Origin of the sequence: Sphingomonas canadensis, assembly GCF_026013525.1 — a bacterium.
GTDB classification, from domain to species: Bacteria; Pseudomonadota; Alphaproteobacteria; order Sphingomonadales; family Sphingomonadaceae; genus Sphingomonas; species Sphingomonas canadensis.
Map to the genome: position 1 here is coordinate 741,365 of NZ_JAPDRA010000001.1, position 19,632 is coordinate 760,996.

The 19,632-nt window shown below is 70.3% G+C and carries 23 protein-coding genes and 1 tRNA gene; 20 read left to right on the forward strand and 4 right to left on the reverse strand.

The features are described from left to right. Positions 1-132 precede the first annotated feature (132 nt). On the reverse strand, positions 133-1,626 hold the full coding sequence (gene pgi, locus OM513_RS03590; protein WP_264942752.1) for a glucose-6-phosphate isomerase: 1,494 nt from the start codon (positions 1,624-1,626) through the stop codon (positions 133-135). Positions 1,627-1,731: 105 nt separating this feature from the next. Here pgi and lepB point away from each other — a divergent pair, with 105 nt between their 5' ends. From lepB to OM513_RS03615, 5 genes are all read left to right on the forward strand, one after another. Continuing rightward, positions 1,732-2,604 carry a signal peptidase I gene (gene lepB, locus OM513_RS03595; RefSeq protein ID WP_264942753.1) on the forward strand — a complete coding sequence of 291 codons (873 nt, stop codon included), beginning with the start codon at positions 1,732-1,734 and terminating at the stop codon, positions 2,602-2,604. Further along, positions 2,601-3,263, forward strand: coding sequence for a ribonuclease III (gene rnc / locus OM513_RS03600; RefSeq protein ID WP_264942754.1), 663 nt, complete (start codon positions 2,601-2,603; stop codon positions 3,261-3,263). The genes lepB and rnc overlap by 4 nt, the downstream gene beginning before the upstream one ends. Positions 3,264-3,285: 22 nt before the next feature. Then, positions 3,286-4,188 (forward strand): GTPase Era, encoded by a 903-nt coding sequence (gene era / locus OM513_RS03605; RefSeq protein ID WP_264942755.1) that lies wholly within the window; start codon positions 3,286-3,288, stop codon positions 4,186-4,188. Between the two features lie 84 nt (positions 4,189-4,272). Next, positions 4,273-5,268, forward strand: coding sequence for a nitrilase-related carbon-nitrogen hydrolase (locus OM513_RS03610; RefSeq protein WP_264942756.1), 996 nt, complete (start codon positions 4,273-4,275; stop codon positions 5,266-5,268). 81 nt (positions 5,269-5,349) lie between these two features. Then, a complete protein-coding gene (locus tag OM513_RS03615) occupies positions 5,350-6,540 on the forward strand; it encodes a low temperature requirement protein A (RefSeq protein ID WP_264942757.1) in 1,191 nt (396 codons plus the stop codon). Positions 6,541-6,552: 12 nt separating this feature from the next. On the opposite strand, the gene OM513_RS03620 is transcribed toward OM513_RS03615, so the two are convergent. Beyond that, positions 6,553-6,855: an ArsR/SmtB family transcription factor gene (locus tag OM513_RS03620; RefSeq protein WP_264942758.1), complete on the reverse strand. Its 303-nt coding sequence runs from the start codon at positions 6,853-6,855 to the stop codon at positions 6,553-6,555. Positions 6,856-6,913: 58 nt separating this feature from the next. On the opposite strand from OM513_RS03620, the gene OM513_RS03625 reads away from it, so the two are divergent. Then, positions 6,914-7,789 carry a PhzF family phenazine biosynthesis protein gene (locus OM513_RS03625; RefSeq protein WP_264942759.1) on the forward strand — a complete coding sequence of 292 codons (876 nt, stop codon included), beginning with the start codon at positions 6,914-6,916 and terminating at the stop codon, positions 7,787-7,789. A gap of 13 nt (positions 7,790-7,802) precedes the next feature. On the opposite strand, the gene OM513_RS03630 is transcribed toward OM513_RS03625, so the two are convergent. After that, complete coding sequence (locus OM513_RS03630; RefSeq protein WP_264942760.1) at positions 7,803-8,501, reverse strand: NAD-dependent deacylase; 699 nt, start codon at positions 8,499-8,501, stop codon at positions 7,803-7,805. Between the two features lie 59 nt (positions 8,502-8,560). On the opposite strand from OM513_RS03630, the gene dapB reads away from it, so the two are divergent. The 12 genes from dapB (at position 8,561) to OM513_RS03690 (ending at position 17,973) form a co-directional block, all read left to right on the forward strand. Next, positions 8,561-9,289 (forward strand): 4-hydroxy-tetrahydrodipicolinate reductase, encoded by a 729-nt coding sequence (gene dapB, locus OM513_RS03635; protein ID WP_264942761.1) that lies wholly within the window; start codon positions 8,561-8,563, stop codon positions 9,287-9,289. 29 nt (positions 9,290-9,318) lie between these two features. Next, complete coding sequence (gene nth, locus OM513_RS03640; RefSeq protein ID WP_264943036.1) at positions 9,319-9,969, forward strand: endonuclease III; 651 nt, start codon at positions 9,319-9,321, stop codon at positions 9,967-9,969. Positions 9,970-9,985: 16 nt separating this feature from the next. Then, the gene (locus tag OM513_RS03645; RefSeq protein WP_264942762.1) at positions 9,986-10,357 is read left to right on the forward strand and encodes a DUF6491 family protein; all 372 of its coding nucleotides are present in this window, start codon (positions 9,986-9,988) and stop codon (positions 10,355-10,357) included. A 126-nt stretch (positions 10,358-10,483) separates the two neighbouring features. Then, positions 10,484-10,560, forward strand: a tRNA-Arg gene (locus OM513_RS03650). 94 nt (positions 10,561-10,654) lie between these two features. Further along, complete coding sequence (locus OM513_RS03655; protein WP_264942763.1) at positions 10,655-11,491, forward strand: NTP transferase domain-containing protein; 837 nt, start codon at positions 10,655-10,657, stop codon at positions 11,489-11,491. 109 nt (positions 11,492-11,600) lie between these two features. Next, positions 11,601-12,341 (forward strand): methyltransferase family protein, encoded by a 741-nt coding sequence (locus OM513_RS03660; RefSeq protein ID WP_264942764.1) that lies wholly within the window; start codon positions 11,601-11,603, stop codon positions 12,339-12,341. Continuing rightward, positions 12,338-13,027 (forward strand): nucleoside/nucleotide kinase family protein, encoded by a 690-nt coding sequence (locus tag OM513_RS03665; protein ID WP_264942765.1) that lies wholly within the window; start codon positions 12,338-12,340, stop codon positions 13,025-13,027. Before OM513_RS03660 ends, OM513_RS03665 begins: the two co-directional genes overlap by 4 nt. Further along, entirely contained in the window at positions 13,024-13,656 is a 633-nt protein-coding gene (locus OM513_RS03670; protein ID WP_264942766.1) for a phosphatase PAP2 family protein, read from the forward strand. The genes OM513_RS03665 and OM513_RS03670 overlap by 4 nt, the downstream gene beginning before the upstream one ends. 82 nt (positions 13,657-13,738) lie before the next feature. Beyond that, positions 13,739-14,890: an acetyl-CoA C-acetyltransferase gene (locus OM513_RS03675; protein WP_264942767.1), complete on the forward strand. Its 1,152-nt coding sequence runs from the start codon at positions 13,739-13,741 to the stop codon at positions 14,888-14,890. Further along, positions 14,890-16,017, forward strand: a complete 1,128-nt coding sequence (locus OM513_RS03680) for a CaiB/BaiF CoA transferase family protein (RefSeq protein WP_264942768.1) — start codon at positions 14,890-14,892, stop codon at positions 16,015-16,017. The genes OM513_RS03675 and OM513_RS03680 overlap by 1 nt, the downstream gene beginning before the upstream one ends. Before the next feature lie 13 nt (positions 16,018-16,030). Beyond that, on the forward strand, positions 16,031-16,807 hold the full coding sequence (locus OM513_RS03685) for an SDR family NAD(P)-dependent oxidoreductase (RefSeq protein WP_264942769.1): 777 nt from the start codon (positions 16,031-16,033) through the stop codon (positions 16,805-16,807). A gap of 2 nt (positions 16,808-16,809) precedes the next feature. Beyond that, positions 16,810-17,973 carry an acyl-CoA dehydrogenase family protein gene (locus OM513_RS03690; RefSeq protein ID WP_264942770.1) on the forward strand — a complete coding sequence of 388 codons (1,164 nt, stop codon included), beginning with the start codon at positions 16,810-16,812 and terminating at the stop codon, positions 17,971-17,973. A gap of 32 nt (positions 17,974-18,005) precedes the next feature. On the opposite strand, the gene OM513_RS03695 is transcribed toward OM513_RS03690, so the two are convergent. Continuing rightward, positions 18,006-18,425 (reverse strand): hypothetical protein, encoded by a 420-nt coding sequence (locus tag OM513_RS03695; RefSeq protein ID WP_264942771.1) that lies wholly within the window; start codon positions 18,423-18,425, stop codon positions 18,006-18,008. Between the two features lie 287 nt (positions 18,426-18,712). Here OM513_RS03695 and OM513_RS03700 point away from each other — a divergent pair, with 287 nt between their 5' ends. Together OM513_RS03700 and OM513_RS03705 are read left to right on the forward strand one after the other, a co-directional pair. Beyond that, positions 18,713-19,081, forward strand: a complete 369-nt coding sequence (locus tag OM513_RS03700) for a hypothetical protein (RefSeq protein ID WP_264942772.1) — start codon at positions 18,713-18,715, stop codon at positions 19,079-19,081. 95 nt (positions 19,082-19,176) lie between these two features. After that, positions 19,177-19,485: a hypothetical protein gene (locus OM513_RS03705; RefSeq protein ID WP_264942773.1), complete on the forward strand. Its 309-nt coding sequence runs from the start codon at positions 19,177-19,179 to the stop codon at positions 19,483-19,485. Positions 19,486-19,632 lie beyond the last annotated feature (147 nt).

Genomic DNA, 19,632 nt, shown 5'->3' on the forward strand with positions numbered 1-19,632 from the left:
GTTTCCGCAGCGCCGATTCACGGCCGCCTGTCCGGGCCGCCTATCTGGGGTGTCGCGGGCGTGCTGGCAAATGCCGATCGCCCCGCCGCGGCGCGCAGGGTGAAACCCGCGCGGGCCGCGGCGGGCACGGGTTCAGCCGAAGGCGCGGCGGATCAGGTCGGTGGTGGAAGGATCGAAATCCTGCCCGCCCCGCTCCGCCGCCTTGGCCATCTCCTTGCCCAGCTCGACGCCGAACTGGTCGAACGGGTTGATCCCCAGCAGCACCGCATTGGCGAAGGTGCGATGCTCGTAAAAGGCGATCAGCGCGCCCAGCGTGCGCGGATCGAGCCGGTCGAGCAGCATCGTGGCGGTCGGCCGGTCGCCCGGATAGGCGCGCGCCGCATCCGCATGGCCGCGCCCGGCCATCAGCGCGGCGCCCTGCGCGAACATGTTGAGCAGCAACTGGCGGTGATGATCCTCGGCCATGCCGTCGCCGGGCTCGATCACGCCGATCAGCTCGACCGGGATCAGGTGCGTGCCCTGGTGGAGAAGCTGGAACACGGCATGCTGCGCATCGGTGCCCACCCCGCCCCAGGTTACCGGCGCGGTCGGCCAGGCGACGGGCTCGCCCTCGGCGGTCACGCTCTTGCCGTTCGATTCCATCTCGAGCTGCTGGAGATAGCTGGGCAGCAGCCGCAGCCGCTCGTCATAGGCGAACACGCCGCGCGTCTGGCATCCGCCCGCCTGGGCGTAGAACAGGTCGGCGAAGGCGGCGAGCACGGGCATGTTGCGCTCCGCCGGGGTCAGCCGGAAATGCCGGTCCATTTCGGCCGCGCCCTCCAGCAGTTCCTCGAACGCCGCCCAGCCGAGCGCCGCGGCGGCGGGAAAGCCGATCGACGACCACAGCGAATAGCGCCCGCCGACGCTTTCGGAGAAGGGCAGGATGCGCGTTTCGTCCACGCCCCATTCGATCGCCTTGTCCGGATTGGCGGTCAGCGCGATCACGCGGCCATAGGGATCCTCCACCCCGCCCTCGCGCAGCCAGGCCAGCGCGCTTTCGGCGTTCAGCATCGTCTCCGTGGTCGTGAAGGTCTTGGAGGCGATGGCGATCAGCGTCGCGCCGGGATCGAATCGCGACAGCGCGTCCTCGATCGCCAGCCCGTCGACGTTGGAGACGATCGCGACCTCGTAACGGTCCGCATCGCGCCCCAGCGCGTCGATCAACAGGTCCGGGCCAAGCGCCGATCCGCCGATGCCGATGTGGACGATGTGGCGCACCGGCCCCAGCGCCTCGGCCTCGATCGCGTCGATCAGCGCGCGCATGCGGGCGTGGAGGGCGTTCGCGCGCGCCACGCTCTCGGGCGCGCCGTCGCCGCGTTCGGCGCTATGTTCGGCGGCGCGGCCTTCGGTGACGTTGACGGCGGCGCCCGCGAACAGCGCGTCGCGCTTCGCCGCCAGCCCCATCTGCTCTGCCAGCGCGGCGAAGGCGTCGATCGCCGCGCGCGTCAGATGCGTCTTCGACCAGTCGAAATGGATGCCGGCCACATCGGCCGACAGCATCGCCAGCCGGCCGGGGTCTGCGGCGAACAATTCGGTGAGCGGCGCCGGATCGAGCGCGCGGATATGGGTCCAGTCCGGAATGGCCATGCTTGGGATTCTCCTTGCCGGCCCCAGACCTATCGTCCCAAACCCGGTGCCGCCACCCGGATTCAGCCGCTTGACGCTGGCGCGCGCGCCACGCACACGGGCGCCATGGAAGAAACGCCCCCCGCCGAGCAGCCCGCCGCCGCCGCGCCGGCCGCGCCCAAGTCCGAATGGAAGGACCTCGGATCGTTCCTGCTCAAGCTCGCGCTGATCGTGGTGGTGGTGCGCAGCTTCCTGTTCTCGCCGTTCAACATCCCCAGCGAATCGATGCTGCCGCGGCTGCTGATCGGCGACTATCTGTTCATCACCAAGTTCAACTACGGCTATTCGCGCCATTCGCTGCCGTTCAGCCTGCCGCTGCTGCCCAACATGCACTGGTCCGATCCCGCGCGGGGCGACGTGGTGGTGTTCAAGGCGCCGCCGTTCGACCGCAACGACTGGATCAAGCGCGTGATCGGGCTGCCGGGCGATACGGTGCAGATGGTGGACGGCCAGCTCGTGCTGAACGGCAAGCCGGTGCCGAAGGAGCGGATCGCCGATTTCGTGGTGCCCGCCTCCCCCAATTTCCCCGCCGGCACGCCCGCCGATCCGGTGCCCGACCATGGCTGCAAGGTCGAGTTCGTGAAGACCGGCGCGAACGGCCAGGCCGAATGCCACATCCCGCGCTTCCGCGAGACGCTGCCGGGCGGCAAGAGCTATGAGGTGCTGGACGAGGGTGAGCAGGATTCGGACAACACCGTGGTGTTCACCGTGCCGCCGGGCCACGTCTTCCTGATGGGCGACAACCGCGACAACAGCGCGGACAGCCGCTTTCCCCAGACATCCGACGAGAACCGCAGCGGCATCCGCTTCGTGCCGATGGAGAATCTGGAGGGCAAGGCGGTGGTCACCTTCTGGTCGACCGACGGCAGCGCCTCGTGGCTGCTGCCCTGGACCTGGTTCACCGCCGCGCGCTGGAGCCGGATCGGGGAGGGCTTTTGAGCCTCGGCGACTGGATCGCAGCCAGCTTTGGCCACCGGCCCGCCGATCTCGCCCCGTTCGAACGCGCGCTGACCCATGGCAGCCAGGCCGCGGCCAATTACGAGCGGCTGGAGTTTCTGGGCGATCGCGTGCTGGGGCTGGCGATCGCCGAATGGCTGTTCGAACGCTTCGTGGACGAGCCGGAGGGCGCGCTGTCGCGGCGGCTCAACTCGCTGGTGACTGGCGCGGTCTGCGCAGGCGTGGCGCGCGAGCTGGGGCTGGCGGCGCACCTGCGGCTGGGCAAGCAGGCGCGCGAGGACGGCGCCGCCGACAGCGACAATGTGCTGGGCGACGTGATGGAGGCGCTGATCGGCGCGCTCTATCTGGAGGCGGGGATGAAGCCCGTCCGCACCTTCATCCGCGGCGCCTGGGCCAGCCGCATCGACGCCCAGCCCCAGGCGCCCAAGCATCCCAAGTCCGCGCTGCAGGAATGGGCCGCCGCGCATAACCGCAAGCCGCCCGAATATGCGGTGGTCGACCGGTCCGGCCCGAACCATGCGCCGCGCTTCACGGTAAAGGTATCGCTGGGTAAGCTGGCCGACGCCACCGGCACCGGCACCAGCAAGCAGGAGGCCGAGACGGAAGCGGCCGCCGCGCTGCTGGAGAAGCTGGCGGGGTAACGGTTCAGCGAACGGAGTTTGCGTGACGGTATCTGAACAACATTGCGGCCTGATCGCGGTGGTCGGCGCGCCCAATGCGGGCAAGTCCACGCTGGTCAACGCGCTCGTCGGCCAGAAGGTTGCGATCGTCAGCCCCAAGGCGCAGACCACGCGCGCGCGGCTGATGGGCATCGCGATCGAGGGGGCGGCGCAGCTTATCCTGGTCGATACGCCGGGCATCTTCGCGCCCTCGCGCCGGCTGGATCGCGCGATGGTGGCCGCGGCGTGGGAGGGCGCGGACGGCGCCGACCTGATCGCGCTGGTCGTGGACGGCAAGGCGGGGATCGGCCCCAAGGTGGAGATCATCCTGGAGCGGCTGAGGGACCGGCCCGAGCCCAAGCTGCTGATCCTCAACAAGGTGGACGTCGCCGACAAGCCCAGGCTGCTGGCCCATGCCGCGAAGCTGAACGAGAAGCTGGCCTTCGCCGATACCTTCTTCGTCTCCGCGGCCACCGGCGATGGCGTGGCCGAGCTGAAGGCCGCGCTGGCCGCGCGCATGCCGGAAGGGCCGTGGCACTTCCCCGAGGACCAGGTGAGCGACGCCACCGATCGCATGCTGGCGGCCGAGGTGACGCGCGAGCAGCTCTACCTCCAGCTCCACGCCGAGCTGCCCTATGCCAGCGCGGTGGAGACCGAGAAGTACAGCGAGCGCGAGGACGGTTCGGTGGAAATCCACCAGCAGATCCTGGTCGCCCGCCCCACCCAGCGCGCGATCGTGCTGGGCAAGGGCGGCACCCGGCTGAAGGAGATCGGCAGCCGCGCCCGCGCCGAACTGGCCAAGCTGCTGGGGGTGAAGGTTCACCTCTACCTGCATGTGAAGGTCAATCCGGGGTGGGAGGAAGACCGCTCGCTCTATCGCGACATCGGGCTCGAATGGGTCGAATGACGCGCGCCGTCTTCACGCCAAAGTAAGACGCCCATGGGATGTTCCCGCGTTTGCAGAACCTAGCAACGGGCGGGATCGATTCGGATGAGCAGGAAGATCAAGGCGGCGATCGTGCAGGACGTGCCGGTGCCGCTGGCCGTGGACGAGAGCATCGAGCGGGCCATCCGGCTGACCAAGGAAGCGATCGAGACCGGCGCCCGCGTGATCGCGTTCGGCGAGGGATTCCTGGGCGGCCATCCCGCCTGGCTGGAGCATGTGCCAGCGCCCGCGCTGTGGGACCATCCCGGCACCAAGGAGCTGCACGCGATGCTGCTGCGCCAGGCGGTGCGCGGCAACGATCCGCGCTTCGCCGCGCTGCAATGGGCGGTGGACATCGCGGGCGTGGTCGTATCCGCCGGCGGGTTCGAACGGGTGCGCAACAGCCTGTTCAGCACCCAGTTCCTGTTCCGGCCCAAGGCGCCGCCGCTGCTCCACCGCAAGCTGGTCCATACTCCGGGCGAGCGCATGCTGCTGGGATCGGGCGACGGATCGACGCTGGAGGTGCATCAGGCGCATTGGGGCCGCGTCGGCCAGCTCGCCTCGGCGGAACATTGGATGCCGCTGGTCCGCGCCGCGATGGATCATGCGGGCGAGGAGATCCATGTCGCCGCCTGGCCCACCGTCCACGACATCAGCCTGCTCGCTTCGGCGCATTATGCCTATGAGGCGCGGGCCTTCGTGCTGGCCGCGGGCACGATCCAGTACAAGCAGGATTATCTGGCGGGCTATGCGCGCGCGGGCGGCGATGCCGGCCCGGGCCGCGCGCTGCTCAACATGCTGCCCGAGGGGCGGCTCCAGTCCGGCCGCAGCGCGGTGATCGCGCCCGACGGCGTGGCGATCGCCCAGGCCGATTCGGAGCCGCGGATGCTGATCGCCGAGCTGGACCTGGCGGAGATCGACGCGGGGCTGACGACGATGAACATCGACGGCCATCATGCCCGCCCCGACATATTCGAGCTGAGCGTCGACCGGCGCCCGCGCACGGGCATCGTCGATGTGGCGGAGGATCCGGGCGAGCCGGGCGCCGCCGCCGCGGCCTGACCGGCGCCTGCCCGCGCGGCGCGCTTGCCCGGGGCCGGTGGTTTGCCCTACCCCCGGGGCATCGGCCAGCCGGGGGGACGGATGAACCAGGGGCATAACGGCAGCCTGCTGCGCAAACGCGACGGCGGGCATGCGCGCGTCTCCTTCGCCGAGCTGTTCTTCGACCTGGTCTTCGTCTTCGCGGTGACCCAGCTCTCGCACGGGCTGCTGGCGCATCCGGGGGTGGAGGGGCTGGCGCAAACCGGCATGCTGTTCCTGGCGGTGTGGTGGACGTGGATCTACACCGCCTGGTCCACCAACTGGCTCGATCCCGATCGCGCCCCGGTGCGGCTGCTGCTGTTCGCGCTGATGGCGGCGGGGCTGGCGATGGCGATCGCGATCCCGCATGCCTTCGACAGCCGCGGCGCGCTGTTCGCCGTCGCCTTCGCCGCGATGCAGGTGGGGCGCCCGCTGTTCGTGATGCTGGCGATGCGCGGGGTGGATCGCGCCAACCAGCGCAATTTCGCACGGATCATGGTCTGGGGCGCGCTGGCCGCGGTGCTGTGGCTGTGGGGCGGCTTCGCGGAGCCCGGTGCGCGCCCGGCGATCTGGGGCGCGGCGCTGGCGCTGGAGCTGGTGTCGCCCGCCGCCGGTTTCTTCGTGCCCGGCCTCGGCGCGTCGCGTTCGACCGACTGGACGATCGAGGGCGCGCATGTCGCGGAGCGATGCGGCCTGTTCGTCATCATCGCGCTGGGCGAATCGATCCTGATCACCGGCGCGACCTTTGCCGAGGCGGAATGGCGCGCGGCCGTGCTGACCGGCTTCGCCTCGGCCTTTCTGGCCACGGTCGCGATGTGGTGGATCTATTTCAACATCGGGGCGGAGCGGGCGAGCGAGCATATCGCCCATGCCGCCGATCCGGGGCGGGTCGCGCGGCTGGCCTATACCTATCTCCACCTGCCGATCGGCGCCGGGATCGTGCTGACGGCCGCGTCGGACGAGCTGGTGCTGGCGCACCCCACCGGCCACACCGATCCGTTCGCGGCGATGTGCCTGGTTGGCGGGCCTGCGCTGTATCTGCTGGGCTGCCTGTTGTTCAAGCGCGCGACCTGGGGGCGCTGGCCGGTCAGCCATGTCGCCGGGCTGGCGATGCTGGCGGGGGTGGGCTCGGCGTGGCAGGCGCTGGAACCGGCCGCGCTTTCGGCGGCGACGACCGGGGTGCTGATCCTGGTCGCGCTGTGGGAGACGCTGTCGTTCCGCGGTTCGCGCCGTCCCCCGGCCAACGCCGCCTGACCGCGCGCGGGGCTAAACCGCCTCGCCCAGCATGAGCGCCACCCGCGCGGCGCCCTCCGCATCGCGGCGGTAGAAGGTCCATTGCTTCACCGGCTTGGCGGTGACCAGCCCGGCGGCGACCAGCAGCCGCATATGCTCGCTCAGCGTCGAGGCGCTGACGCCCAGCTTGTCTGCCAGGAACACCGCGCACACCCCGTCCTCCACCAGATCGCCGTCGCGCTGGGGCGGGAAATGGGCGCGCGGATCCTTCAGCCATTCCAGGATCTGGAGCCGCTTGGCGCTTCCCAGCGCCTTGAAGATGTCCGCCGCTTGCATTTCGGTTCTTCGCCAATTAACGAACTAATATCGTCCTGCCCAGTCCCGGAATTGCCACATGCCCTATCGCTTCGAAACCGTCGACGTGTTCACCGATGCCCGCTTCGGCGGCAATCCGCTGGCGGTGTTCATCGATGCGGACGGCCTGGGCGATGCCGAGATGCAGGCGCTGGCGGCGGAGATGAACCTGAGCGAGACCAGCTTCATCCTGCCGCCCGCCGATCCCGCGAACACCGCGCGCGTCCGCATCTTCAACCGCGCGCACGAGATGCCGTTCGCCGGCCACCCCAGCATCGGCACCGCCTGTGTGCTCGCCCGGCTGGGCCGCGTGGCCGGGGGAGAGGCGCGGCTGGAGGTTCCGGCCGGGCTGGTTCGCGTGGCGATCGAAACGGGCGCGGGCGGCATGGCGACGGGTGGACGGCTCACCGCGCCCCAGCCGCTGGCCATCGGGCCGGAGCTCGATCCTGCCGCCGCCGCCGCCTGTGCCGGGCTGGCGGAGCGCGACGTACTGACCCGCGCGCATCGTCCGGTGCAGGTGAGCGCCGGGGTGGACTTCGTCGTGGCGGAGGTGGCGGCGGACGCGATCGGCCGGGCGCTGCCCGATATCGCCGCCTTCCGCGCGGCGCTGCAGCCATGGATGGAAGGGCGGCTGTCGCTGCTGATCTATGCGCGCGAAGGCGCCGCCGTCCATGCGCGGATGTTCGCCCCGCTTGCGGGTACCTGGGAAGACCCCGCCACCGGCAGCGCCGCCAGCGCGCTCGCCGCGCTGCTGCTGTCGCTCGACGGGGGCGATGCGGCCGAATTCACGATGCGCCAGGGCGTCGAGATGGGGCGGCCCAGCCTGCTCCGCCCCTTCGCGCGGCGCACCGGGGCGGGGGTTACCGGCGGCGTGGGCGGCGGGTGCGTGCCCGTGTTCCGCGGCGAATATGGCTGAGCCGCGCGCCGGTTCAGCCCAGCAGCGAATCGACCCATTGCGGCACCAGCACGCCCGCAGGCCCCAGCCGGCTCTCGCCGAACCAGCCGCTGCCCTCCGATCGATCGAGGTTCAGCTCCAGCGTCTCCGCGCCGTGATAGCGCGCCGTCTGGACGAATCCCGCCGCCGGATAGACCGCGCCGGAAGTGCCGATCGAGACGAACAGGTCCGCACGCGACAGCGCCCGCTCGATCGCCTCCATATGATAGGGCATCTCGCCGAAGAACACGATGTCCGGGCGCAGCGCGGGGGCGCCGCACGCCGGGCAGGCGGCGCGCGGCGGCAGCGAATCCTCCCAGGCCTCACGATGGCCGCACGCCGCGCACAGCGCCGATTTGAGCTCGCCGTGCATGTGGAGCAGCCGCCGCGTGCCCGCCCGGTCGTGCAGGTCGTCGACATTCTGGGTCACCACCAGCAGCTCGCCCGGCCATGCCGAATCGAGCCGCGCGATCGCCGCGTGCGCCGGATTGGGCGACACCTCCGCCAGCTTGGCCCGGCGCGCGTCGTAGAAGCGGTGGACCAGCTCCGGATCGCGCGCCAGCGCCTGCGGGGTGCATACGTCCTCCACCCGGTGCCCCTCCCACAGCCCGCCGGGGCCGCGGAAGGTGGCGATGCCGCTTTCGGCCGAGATGCCGGCGCCGGTCAGGATCACGATGTTGGCGATGTCGCTCATGCGGGCGGCGTACAAGCTGTGGCTGGCGCGGACAATCGCGCTGCCCTAGTAGCGGCGCCATGACGAGCATCGGCATCTATGGCAGCGCGGGGCGGATGGGGCGTGCGATCGCGGAGGCCGCGCCCGGGCTGGGCGCGCGCGTCGCGGGCGGCGCCGATGTGGCCGACGATCCCGCCGATCTGGCGCGCAAGGCCGATGTGCTGGTGGATTTTTCCGCCCCCGCCGCGCTGGAGGCGAACCTGGCGGCCGCCCGCGCCGCGCGCACGCCGATCGTGGTCGGCACCACCGGGCTGGCGCAGCGCCACCACGATCTGGTCGATGCCGCCGCGCGCGATATCGCCGTGCTCCAGACGGGCAATACCTCGCTGGGCGTCGCGCTGCTCTGCTCGCTGGTGCGCCAGGCGGCCGAACGGCTGGGCGAGGGCTGGGATATCGAGGTGCTGGAGATGCACCACCGCAACAAGGTGGACGCGCCCTCGGGCACCGCGCTGATGCTGGGCGCCGCCGCGGCGGACGGGCTGGGGACGACGCTGTCCGAAGCCGCGGTCTATGACCGTTCGGGGCTCACCGGCGCACGCGCGGAAGGAACGATCGGCTTCGCCAGCATGCGCGGCGGCAGCGTGGCGGGCGATCACCTGGTCGTCTTCGCGGGCGATGGCGAGCGGATCGAGATGGGCCACCGCGCGGAAAACCGCACGATCTTCGCCCATGGCGCGATCCGCGCCGCGCTGTGGCTCGCCGGGCGCGATCCGGGCCGCTACACGATGGATCAGGTGCTGGGGCTGTGAAGCCCGCGCGCAGGCGCGCGCCCAAGGCGATGGCGCCGGACAAGGTCTTCGAATTCTTCTCCCGGCTCGCCGAAGCGAATCCGCATCCGGAGACCGAGCTGGAGGCGGGCAACGACTTCCAGCTCCTGGTCGCGGTGGTGCTTTCCGCCCAGGCGACCGACATCGGCGTGAACAAGGCCACCCGCCGCCTGTTCGCCGAGGTGACGACGCCCGCGCAGATGGTGGCGCTGGGCGAGGCGGGGCTGAAGGAGCATATCAAGACGATCGGCCTGTTCAACATGAAGGCCAGGAACGTCATCGCGCTGTCAGAGGCGCTGATCCGCGATCACGGCGGCGCGGTGCCCGCCGACCGCGAGGCGCTGGAGAAGCTGCCCGGCGTGGGCCGCAAGACCGCGAACGTGGTGATGAACGTGGCGTTCGGCGCCGAGACCTTTGCCGTCGACACGCATATCTTCCGCGTCGGCAACCGCACGGGCCTTGCCCCCGGCAAGACGCCGCTGGCGGTGGAGCTGGCGCTGGAAAAATCCGTGCCCCAGCCGTTCCGCCTGCACGCTCATCACTGGTTAATCCTGCACGGCAGATATGTCTGCAAGGCTAGGACTCCTGCGTGCTGGCGGTGCGTGGTCGCCGATCTCTGCGCGTTCGAGCCCAAGACGCCCGCGCCCGCAAAGGGCCAATAGAAGCCAGGAGGTTATGATGCGTCCGATACTGATTGCCGCGGGCCTGCTGCTCGCCGCCGCGGCCCCCGCCTCGCAGAAGAACGAGGCGCCCGAGGCGACCCCGGACGGCGAGGCCGTGAGCTGCCTGTCGCTGAGTCAGATCCGCGAGACCAAGGTGCGCAACGACAAGGTGATCGATTTCGTCACCAGCGGGAACAAGGTCTATCGCAACGAGCTGCCCAGCGCCTGCCCGGGCCTGGGCTTCAGCAAGGCGTTCGTCCACAAGAGCTCGACCAGCAACTATTGCTCGACCGACACGATCACCGTGTTCGACAGCTCCAGCCACATCCCCGGCGCGACCTGCGGCCTGGGCAAGTTCCAGCCGGTGAAGCTCGTCAAGGCGAACTGAGGCGGGTTTCCGGCGATTTTTGCCGGAACCTGCCGCGCAAGGCCTTGCGGCGTCCCGTCCCGGTGCCGGCTTCGTTCCAACGGGGCTGGCGCGGCCCGCGCGGCTTTGCTACGCGGGCCGCCTTGCGCACCCGTAGCTCAGCTGGATAGAGCGTTGCCCTCCGAAGGCAAAGGCCACAGGTTCGAATCCTGTCGGGTGCGCCAGTAACTATCGCTCGATCTGGGAGTGCCGGTACGGACAAGCTAGCAAGTGGCGGCAGGAATCGCTCCACGCCTCTCGAAATGGTGGCCTGTTACCTTGCTCGCGCCTGATCCTTCCGGCGGGGAACCCCCCGCCGCGCCGGGCTGGACCGCGGTTCTGCTCGCCGGCCAGCGGCCGGGCGTCGATGCACTGGCCGAACATTTCGGCGTGCCCTGGAAAGCGCTGATCCCCATCGCCGGCAGCAGCATGCTCTCGCGCGTGGCGCACACGCTGCTTGCGACTCCCGAAATCGGGCGCGTCATCGTGCTAGCCCAGGATCCTGACAGTTTGATGACCGGCGACGCCGCCTGGCTGGCGGCCGAGCCGCGCGTGGGCAAGGCCGTGGGCGGGATGGGAATCGCCTCCAGCATCGCCGCGCTGTTCGAGGCGGGCGAGGTCGAATGGCCGGTATTCGTCACCACGGCCGACAATGTGCTGCTCACCCGCGAGATGATCGCCGAGTTCCTGGCCAGCGCCCAGGATTGCGACCTGGCGGTGGGCTTTGGCGAGCGCCGCACGATCGAGGCGAGCTATCCCGCCACGCGCCGCACCTGGATCAAGTTCCGCGGCGGCCAATATTCAGGCGCCAACCTGTTCGCGATGCGCAACGAGCGCGTGGCGAGCGCACTGGCGCTGTGGAGCCTGGTCGAGCAGGACCGCAAGAAGGCGCTGAAGCTGGTCAGCCGCTTCGGCCCGGCGCTGTTCCTTCGCGCGGTGACGCGCACGATCGGGCTGGCCGAGGCGATGGCGCGCGCCGGCCGCCGCCTGAGCCTGAAGGCCAAGCCGGTGGTGATGCGCGCCGCGGAGGCCGCGATCGACGTCGACAAACCGGCCGATCACCGGCTGGCCGAGGCGATATTGAACGCGCGCGAGCATCGCGCTCCGGCCATTTAGCTGCCGCGATCCGCCGGTATCGGGCCTTGCAGCACGGGGCGAATCTCTTCCGGTTCATCAGATTTTCCGCCGCGGCCGGATCCGGCGCGCGGCACCGAATGAGGGGCAAATGTATCAACACGAACTAGCGCGATCGGGCAAATTCCTGTTCGTCATCCGCGGCACCTATATCTACGCGGTAATCGCCATCGCCACGCTGATCGCCTGGTGTACGCGCGATGCCGGGCCGTTCGACAGCGCATCGGCCGATTGCGCCTGGTTCTGGCTGTCGCTGGGCGTCGCCACGCTGGGCGCGGTGATCCGCATCTTCACCAGCGGCTGGGCCGCGCTGGGCACCTCCGGCCGGGTCAAGGCGGCGGCGGAGGCGGCCGAGCTCAACACCACCGGCCCCTATTCGCTGGTGCGCAACCCGCTCTATGTCGGCCGTATCGTCAACTACACCGGCATGGCGATGCTCAGCGGAAGCTGGGTGTTCGGGGCGATCACCTTCCTGCTCTCCGTCCTCATCTACGAGCGCGTCTCGATCTATGAGGAGGAGTTCCTGCGCGGCAAGTTCGGCGATGCGCATGCGAAATGGGCCAAGGACGTGCCCGCGCTGTTCCCGCGCTTCCACGGATGGGTGAAGCCCAAGTATAAATTCTGGTGGAAGCGGATGATCTGGCGCGAGCGGCAGAAGGTCTTTCTGCTCGGCACCTGCGTGTTCCTGTGCTGGTTCGCGCGGCTCGGCTTCGATGCCGCCGCGGTGCCGGCGGGCCAGGCCTGGGTGTTCTGGGCCTGGGGCGGTCTGGCGGCGGCGTTCCTGCTTACCGAGATCGGCTCCTGGACGGGCTATTACCGGGATATGCGGTGACCCAGGCGCTCGCCCCGCTGGTGGCGATCGTCGGTGCGGATGGTTCGGGAAAGTCCACCCTCTCCGCCGATATCGCCGCGGAGCTGGGCGGGGAACGGCCGGTGGCGCAGGCCTATCTGGGCCTGGGATCGGGCGACCTGGGGCAAAGGATCAAGGGCTGGCCGCTGATCGGCCCGGCGGTGGAGCGCCGCATCGCGGCCAAGGCGGGCCGCGCGCGCGACAAGAATGCGAAGATCCCCGGCCTGGTAACCGCGCTCGTCATCTATGCCTTCTCGATCCGGCGGCGGCGCAGCTTCGGTCGGGTGCTGAAGATGCGGCGGCAGGGCGTGGCGGTGATCACCGATCGCTATCCGCAGGTGGAGGTGCCCGGCTATTACGACGGGCCGGGCCTGTCGGCGGCTGCGGCGGGCAGCGCGCTGGTGGGATGGCTCGCCGCGCGGGAGCGGCGGCAATATGAGCGGATGGCCGCCTGGCTGCCTACGCTGGTGATCCGGCTGAACATCACCGTGGAGACCGCGATGGCGCGCCAGCCCGATCATGGCGAGGCGCTGGTGGCGCAGAAGATCGCGACCACGCCGCTGCTGCGCTTCAACGGTGCGCCGATCGCCGATGTCGACGCCAACCGGCCCTATGCGCAGGTGCGCGCCGAGGTGATCGCGCTGGTCCGCAAGGCGTTCGGCGCATGAGCGCGCGGCGCCAGCTCTATGCCGCGGCGGCGCTCGCGCTGGGCTTCGCCGTGCTCGCGCTGATCGCGAGCGGGCCGGGCGGGCCGGTGGACCAATGGCTGATCCGCGCGCTGCGCGATCCCGCCGATCCGGCGACGCCGATCGGCGCGGGCTGGGCGCTGCCGCTGATGTCGCTGGCGACGCGGCTGGGCAGCACCAAGGCGCTGATCGTGGCGGGGCTGATCGCGGCCGCGCTGCTGCTGTGGCGGCGGCGGCGCTTCGAGGCGCTGTTCGTCGTGGCCGCGGTCGGCGGCTCGATGATCGCGAACAACCTGCTCAAACAGCTCTTTGCCCGTGCGCGGCCCGATCTGGTCGAGCATCTGTCGCACGCCAGCGGCACCAGTTTCCCGAGCGGCCATGCGCAGAACTGCGCGGCGGCGGGCATGGCGGCGGCGCTGCTGCTGGCGCGGCTGGCGCCGCCAACGCGGCTGCGCGCGGCGGGGATGGCTGCTGCTGCGGCGTTCGCGGTGACGGTCGGCTTCTCGCGCGCCTATCTGGGCGTACATTGGCCGAGCGACATCCTGGCGGGCTGGTGCGCGGGCGCGGCCTGGGCGCTGGCGATGGCGGCACTGCTGCTGCGCGGGCGCTGATCCCCTGAAAGCGCCATTGCCCCAGCCCCTCGGCTCACTTACACCGATGTAAGTGGCGCGGCAGGCGCCGTAGGGAGAGACGATGGCCGAGGCATATATCGTGGCGGCGGTGCGCACCGCCGGCGGGCGCCGCAACGGGCGGCTGATGGGATGGCATCCGAACGATCTGGGCGGCGCGGCGCTGAGCGCGGTGACCGAGCGCGCGGGCATCGATCCCGCCGCGATCGAGGACGTGATCATGGGCTGCGTGGCGCAGGCGGGGGAGCAGGCGCTGCACATCGGCCGCAACTGCGTGCTCGCCTCCACGCTGCCCCAGTCCGTCCCGGCCGTCAGCATCGACCGCCAGTGCGGATCGAGCCAGCAGGCGATCCAGTTCGCCGCCCAGGCGGTGATGAGCGGCACCCAGGACGTGGTGATCGCAGCCGGCGTCGAGCATATGAGCCGCGTGCCGATGGGCACCAGCGTGGTGGGTGCCCGCCCGTTCAGCCAGAAGGTGCTCGATCGCTTCGGGGTCAAGGGCTTCAGCCAGTTCACCGGTGCCGAGATGATCGCGCGCAAATATGGCCATAGCCGCGAGCGGCTCGACGCCTATGCGCTCGAAAGCCACCGCCGCGCCGCCGCCGCCACTGAACGCGGCGATTTCGCCGATGAGATCGTGCCGCTGGAGGTGGAGACGCCCGAGGGCGCGGCACTGCACGGCGTGGACGAAGGCATCCGCTTCGACGCGACTGCCGAGGGGCTGGCCTCGCTCAAGACGCTGGCCGAGGGCGGGGTGATCACCGCGGGCAACGCCAGCCAGATCTGCGACGGATCGTCGGCGGTGATGGTGGTGAGCGAGGCGGCGCTGAAGACGCATGGGCTGACGCCGCTTGCGCGCATCCACAACCTGACGGTCACCGCGGGCGATCCCGTGGTCATGCTGGAAGAGCCGCTGTTCGCGACCGACCGGGCGTTGGGCCGCGCAGGGATGAAGATCGGCGACATCGATCTCTATGAGGTGAACGAGGCGTTCGCGCCCGTGCCGCTCGCCTGGCTGGAGCATGTCGGCGGCGATCCGGCCAAGCTGAACGTCAACGGCGGCGCCATCGCGCTCGGCCACCCGCTGGGCGCCAGCGGCACCAAGCTGATGGCCACGCTGGTCCATGCGCTGCGGCGGCGCGGGCTGCGCTATGGCCTGCAGACGATGTGCGAAGGCGGCGGCATCGCCAATGTGACGATCATCGAGGCGCTGTGATGGGGGGTGCGCTGCACGGGCTGCGCATCATCGAGTTCGCCGGGATCGGTCCTGGCCCCTTCTGCGGGATGATGCTGGCGGATCATGGCGCCGAGGTGATCCGGATCGATCGCCGGGGCGGCGGCTTCGCGGCGCGATCGATGGCGCGATCGCGCCGTTCGATCGTGATCGACCTGAAGCAGCCCGATGGCGTTGCCGCGGCCCGTGCGCTGTGCGGCACCGCCGACGGGATTGTCGAGGGCTTCCGCCCCGGCGTGATGGAGCGGCTGGGGCTGGGGCCGGAGGTGCTGCTGGCCGACAATCCCCGGCTGGTCTACGGCCGGATGACCGGGTGGGGTCAGCACGGCCCGATGGCGCAGGAACCGGGGCACGACATCAATTATATCGCCATCGCGGGCGTGCTGGAGGGGATCGGCCCGCCTGGGGGCGTGCCGCTGCCCCCGGCCAACTATATCGGCGATTTCGGCGGCGGCGGGATGATGCTGGCGTTCGGCATGGTCTGCGCGCTGCTGGAGGTACAGCGCGGCGGCGCGGGCCAGGTGATCGACGCCGCGATGACCGATGGCTCGGCGGCGATCGCCGCGATGACCTGGAGCATGCGCGCCATGGGCATGTGGCCGGACGGGCCGGGCGCGACGCTGCTGAGCGGGGCGGCGCCCTTCTATCGCGTCTATGCCTGCGCCGATGGCGGGTTCCTGTCGGTCGGCTGCCTTGAGCCGCAATTTTATGCCGCCTTCCTGGGCGTGCTGGGGCTGGAGGGCGATGCCGATTTCGCGCGGCAGATGGACCCGTCCGGCTGGCCGCGCATGGGCGAGCGGCTGACGGCGCTGTTCGCCACGCGCAGCCGCGACGATTGGGCGGCGCGCTTCGCGGGCGTCGAGGCGTGCGTGGCGCCGGTGCTGACGCTGGCCGAGGCGGCGGCGCATCCGCATAATATTGCGCGCGGCACCTTCGTCGAGGTCGGCGGGCGTACCGAACCGGCCCCCGCGCCGCGCTTTTCGGCAACCCCGGCGCCGCCCCCGCGCGCCATGGGAGAGATCGGCGCGGACACCGACGCGGTGCTTGCGGATATCGGCATTCCGGCGGACCGGATCGCGCAGTTGCGCGCGTCCGGGGCCGTCGCCTGAACGGGAGAGAGAGATGAAGTTCGAAGGTACGGCAGCGGTGGTGACCGGCGGCGCATCGGGCCTGGGCGCGGCGACCGCGCGCGCGCTGGCGGCGGCGGGCGCCAGGGTCGCGCTGTTCGACATGAACGCCGACAAGGGCGAGGCGCTGGCCGCCGAACTGGGTGGCGTCTTCTGCCAGGTGGACGTGCGATCCGACGAATCGGTGGACGCAGCCTTCGCCAAGGCGCGCGCGGCGCATGGGCAGGAGCGCATCCTGGTCAACTGCGCGGGCGTGGGCAACGCCTGCAAGACCGCCAGCCGCGACAAGGCGACCGGCGAGGTCAAGCATTTCCCCGCCGCCGCGTTCGATTGGGTGATCCAGGTCAACCTGATCGGCACCTTCCGCTGCATCGCCAAGGCGGCGGCGGGGATGATGACGCTGGACCCGATCGACGGCGAGCGCGGCGCGATCGTCAACACCGCCAGCGTGGCGGCCGAGGACGGGCAGATCGGCCAGGCGGCCTATTCCGCGTCGAAGGCGGGCGTGGTGGGCATGACGCTGCCGATCGCGCGCGATCTTTCGGCTGAGGGCATCCGCGTCAACACCATCCTGCCCGGGATCATGGACACGCCGATGCTGGCCGCCCTGCCCGACAATGTCCGCGATGCGCTGGCCGCATCGGTGCTGTTCCCCAAGAAGCTGGGGGCGCCGGAGAATTACGCCAGCCTGGCGATGGAGATGATCCGCAACCCCTATCTGAACGGCGAGGATATCCGCCTGGACGGCGGCATCCGCATGGCGCCGCGCTGACCATGGCCGCGCTCGACGTGCCCCCGCCCGAATGCATGCTGGACCCGGAGGTCCAGCTTCTGGCCGATGCCGCCGCCCGCTTCTTCGAGCGTGAGGCGCCGCCCGGGCGCGTCGCCCGGTGGCGCGAGGCCGGGCAGGTCGAGCGCGCGTTCTGGCGCCAGGCGGGGGAGGCGGGGCTGCTCGGCGCCTCCATCCCCGCCGAATATGGCGGCGGCGGCGGCGATTTCCGCCACGACGTGGCGCTGGTGGAGCAGGTGGGGCGCCACGGCGTCGATGGCTTCGCGCTGTCGCTGCACAATGTGATCATCCTCCCCTATGTCCTCGCGCACGGGACCGAGGAGCAGAAGCGGCGCTGGCTGCCGCGGCTCTGCTCGGGCGAGCTGGTGTCGGCCATCGCGATGAGCGAGCCGGGCGCGGGATCGGACCTGCAATCGATCCGCACCACCGCGCTCAGGGACGGCAACGGCTATCGCATCAACGGCGCCAAGACCTTCATCTCCAACGGCCAGATCGCCGATTTCGTGATCGTGGTGGCGAAGACCGATCCGGCCCAGGGCGCCAAGGGCGTATCGCTGCTGGTAGTCGAGACGGCGCAGGCGGAGGGGTTTCGCCGCGGCAAGGCGCTCGACAAGATCGGGCTCGATGCCCAGGACACCAGCGAGCTGTTCTTCGATGACGTCTGGGTGCCCGCCGACAACCTGCTGGGCACCGCAGAGGGCCAGGGCTTCCGCCAGCTCATGGCCGAACTGCCGCGCGAACGGCTGGTGATCGCGGTGGGCAGCGTGGTGACGATGGAAAAGGCGATCGACGTCACCACCGAATATGTCCGCCAGCGCAAGGCGTTCGGCCAGGCGGTGTTCGATTTCCAGAACACCCAGTTCAAGCTCGCCGAATGCAAGGCGAAGGCGACGGTGGCGAAGGTGTTCGTCAACGATTGCATCCAGCGCCAGATGGCCGGCACGCTGGATCTGACCACCGCGGCGATTGCCAAATATTGGGTGACCGACACCGAATGGCAGGTGCTGGACGAATGCCTGCAGCTCCATGGCGGATACGGCTATATCAACGAATATCCGATCGCCCGCATGTGGCGGAACGCGCGGGTGCAGCGGATCTACGGCGGATCGAACGAGATCATGAAGGTGCTGATCGCGCGCTCGCTATAGGGTGGCGCTGTAGGGTGGCGCTATAGGGCGGGCTATCGTTTCGGGCCGGCGGCTTCCTGCTTCGGCGGCGTTTTCGTTGCGCGGCCCCCGGTCACGAACGGCGCATCCGGCAGGTAGACGGGCGTGCCCTCCTGCCGCTGCGGGCCTTCGCCGGCGCCGCCGGCCGTCGCGGACGCGGCAAAGGGTGCGTCGGGCAGATAGGAGGGCGAGGGCGTAAGCCCCTGCGGCCCGGGCGCGCCGGGCGTGCCCGACCCGCTGCTCTTCTTCGCCTTGTCATCGGCGGGCGACGGCGGCGGGGTGCAGACCGTGCCGGAGCCGTCGCGCAGCTTCGAAACCACGCTATCGCGGCAATTGGCCGTGCTGTCCTGTCCGGCGCTGGAAGGCGAGGCGCAGAGCGTGACGATCCCCGTCGCGAGCACGGCGCATGCGCGCGGAAGTGTTGCGTTTCCCATGGAGAATATTCCTCCTGCCGCGGGCGAGATGTTCCCGGCCCGCCGGCCAGGTTGCACCAGATGCTGCCCCGATGGGAAGCGATTCCCGATGCCGTGCCGCAGCGGGGCAGGTTTGATCTGACCGGTTCGCCCTGGGCTGACCCCGGCTTCGCTTGTGTTTCACGCGAAGGCGCGAAGGCGCGAAGACGCGAAGATTGGCCGCGATAGCGGCCCTCCATGCCCAGCGCCGCCGCCCGGGAGGAGGGCGCCGATTCGCCATTCCGGGCCGGGCACCCTATCTTGGGGCGATGACGCCGCTGCGCCAGCTTTCCCGTGCCGTTGCCATGCTGGGCATCGCCATCGCGATGCTGGCGGCGCTGGCGCCCGATGCGGGTGCGGCGCGGGGCGATCGGCTGCGATCGGCGTTCGCCGCGGCGACATCCGACCAGAGCCTTTCCTTCTCCGGCCGCCAGTTCGAGCTGCGCCGCGCGCAGCCCGGCCTGCGGCTGGACGATGGGCCGGATGGGCCGGACGGGCACCCGATCCCGCCCGGCACCACGAACCTGCCCGCCGCGCCGCATGCGAAGGCTGCGGCACCCGCAAGCATCGCGGAAGCGGCTCCCCCCGCGCGGCGGCGCCATTCGCCGTGCCGCGCCCGCGCTCCCCCGCAAGCCTGAAGCCCTGAAATCCGATCCGCCCGGCCGCGCGCCGGGCATCCCATACCCGCGCGCCCGCGATTGCGGCGGCGCGCGCCACGCAAGGCTTTGCGACCATGATCATCGAACACCAGCCCGCGCCGCCGGGCACCTCCACCAACACCGCCATCGACCGGATCGAGGCGATCCTGAAACGCTATCCCGAGGTATCGCCGGAGGAGGCGGCCGAGGCGGAACGCTTTCTGGCCGAAGCGCCGATCCTCGATCGCGGGCTGCTCTCCTCGCGCCCTGGCATGCAGGCCAAGATGGAGCTGCTGCGCAAGCACCGGCCCAAGGCCTTCGCGCCATCGATGCTCGGGCGGATGATCCTGCTCGCGATGATCCTGCTGGTGGTGGCCACCGGCTTCCTCACCGCCAATCTCTGAGCGGCCGAGGGCGGCTTTCCCCGGGCGCCGCGGCGCCCGGGGAAAGAGGCCCCATGGCGGAATCGGCACCGGCCCGCTTCCCCCACCCGGCCACCCAACGGCAGCGTCCTCGATGGTTGGCCGGGCTGGGGCTGCCTAAGCAACGAT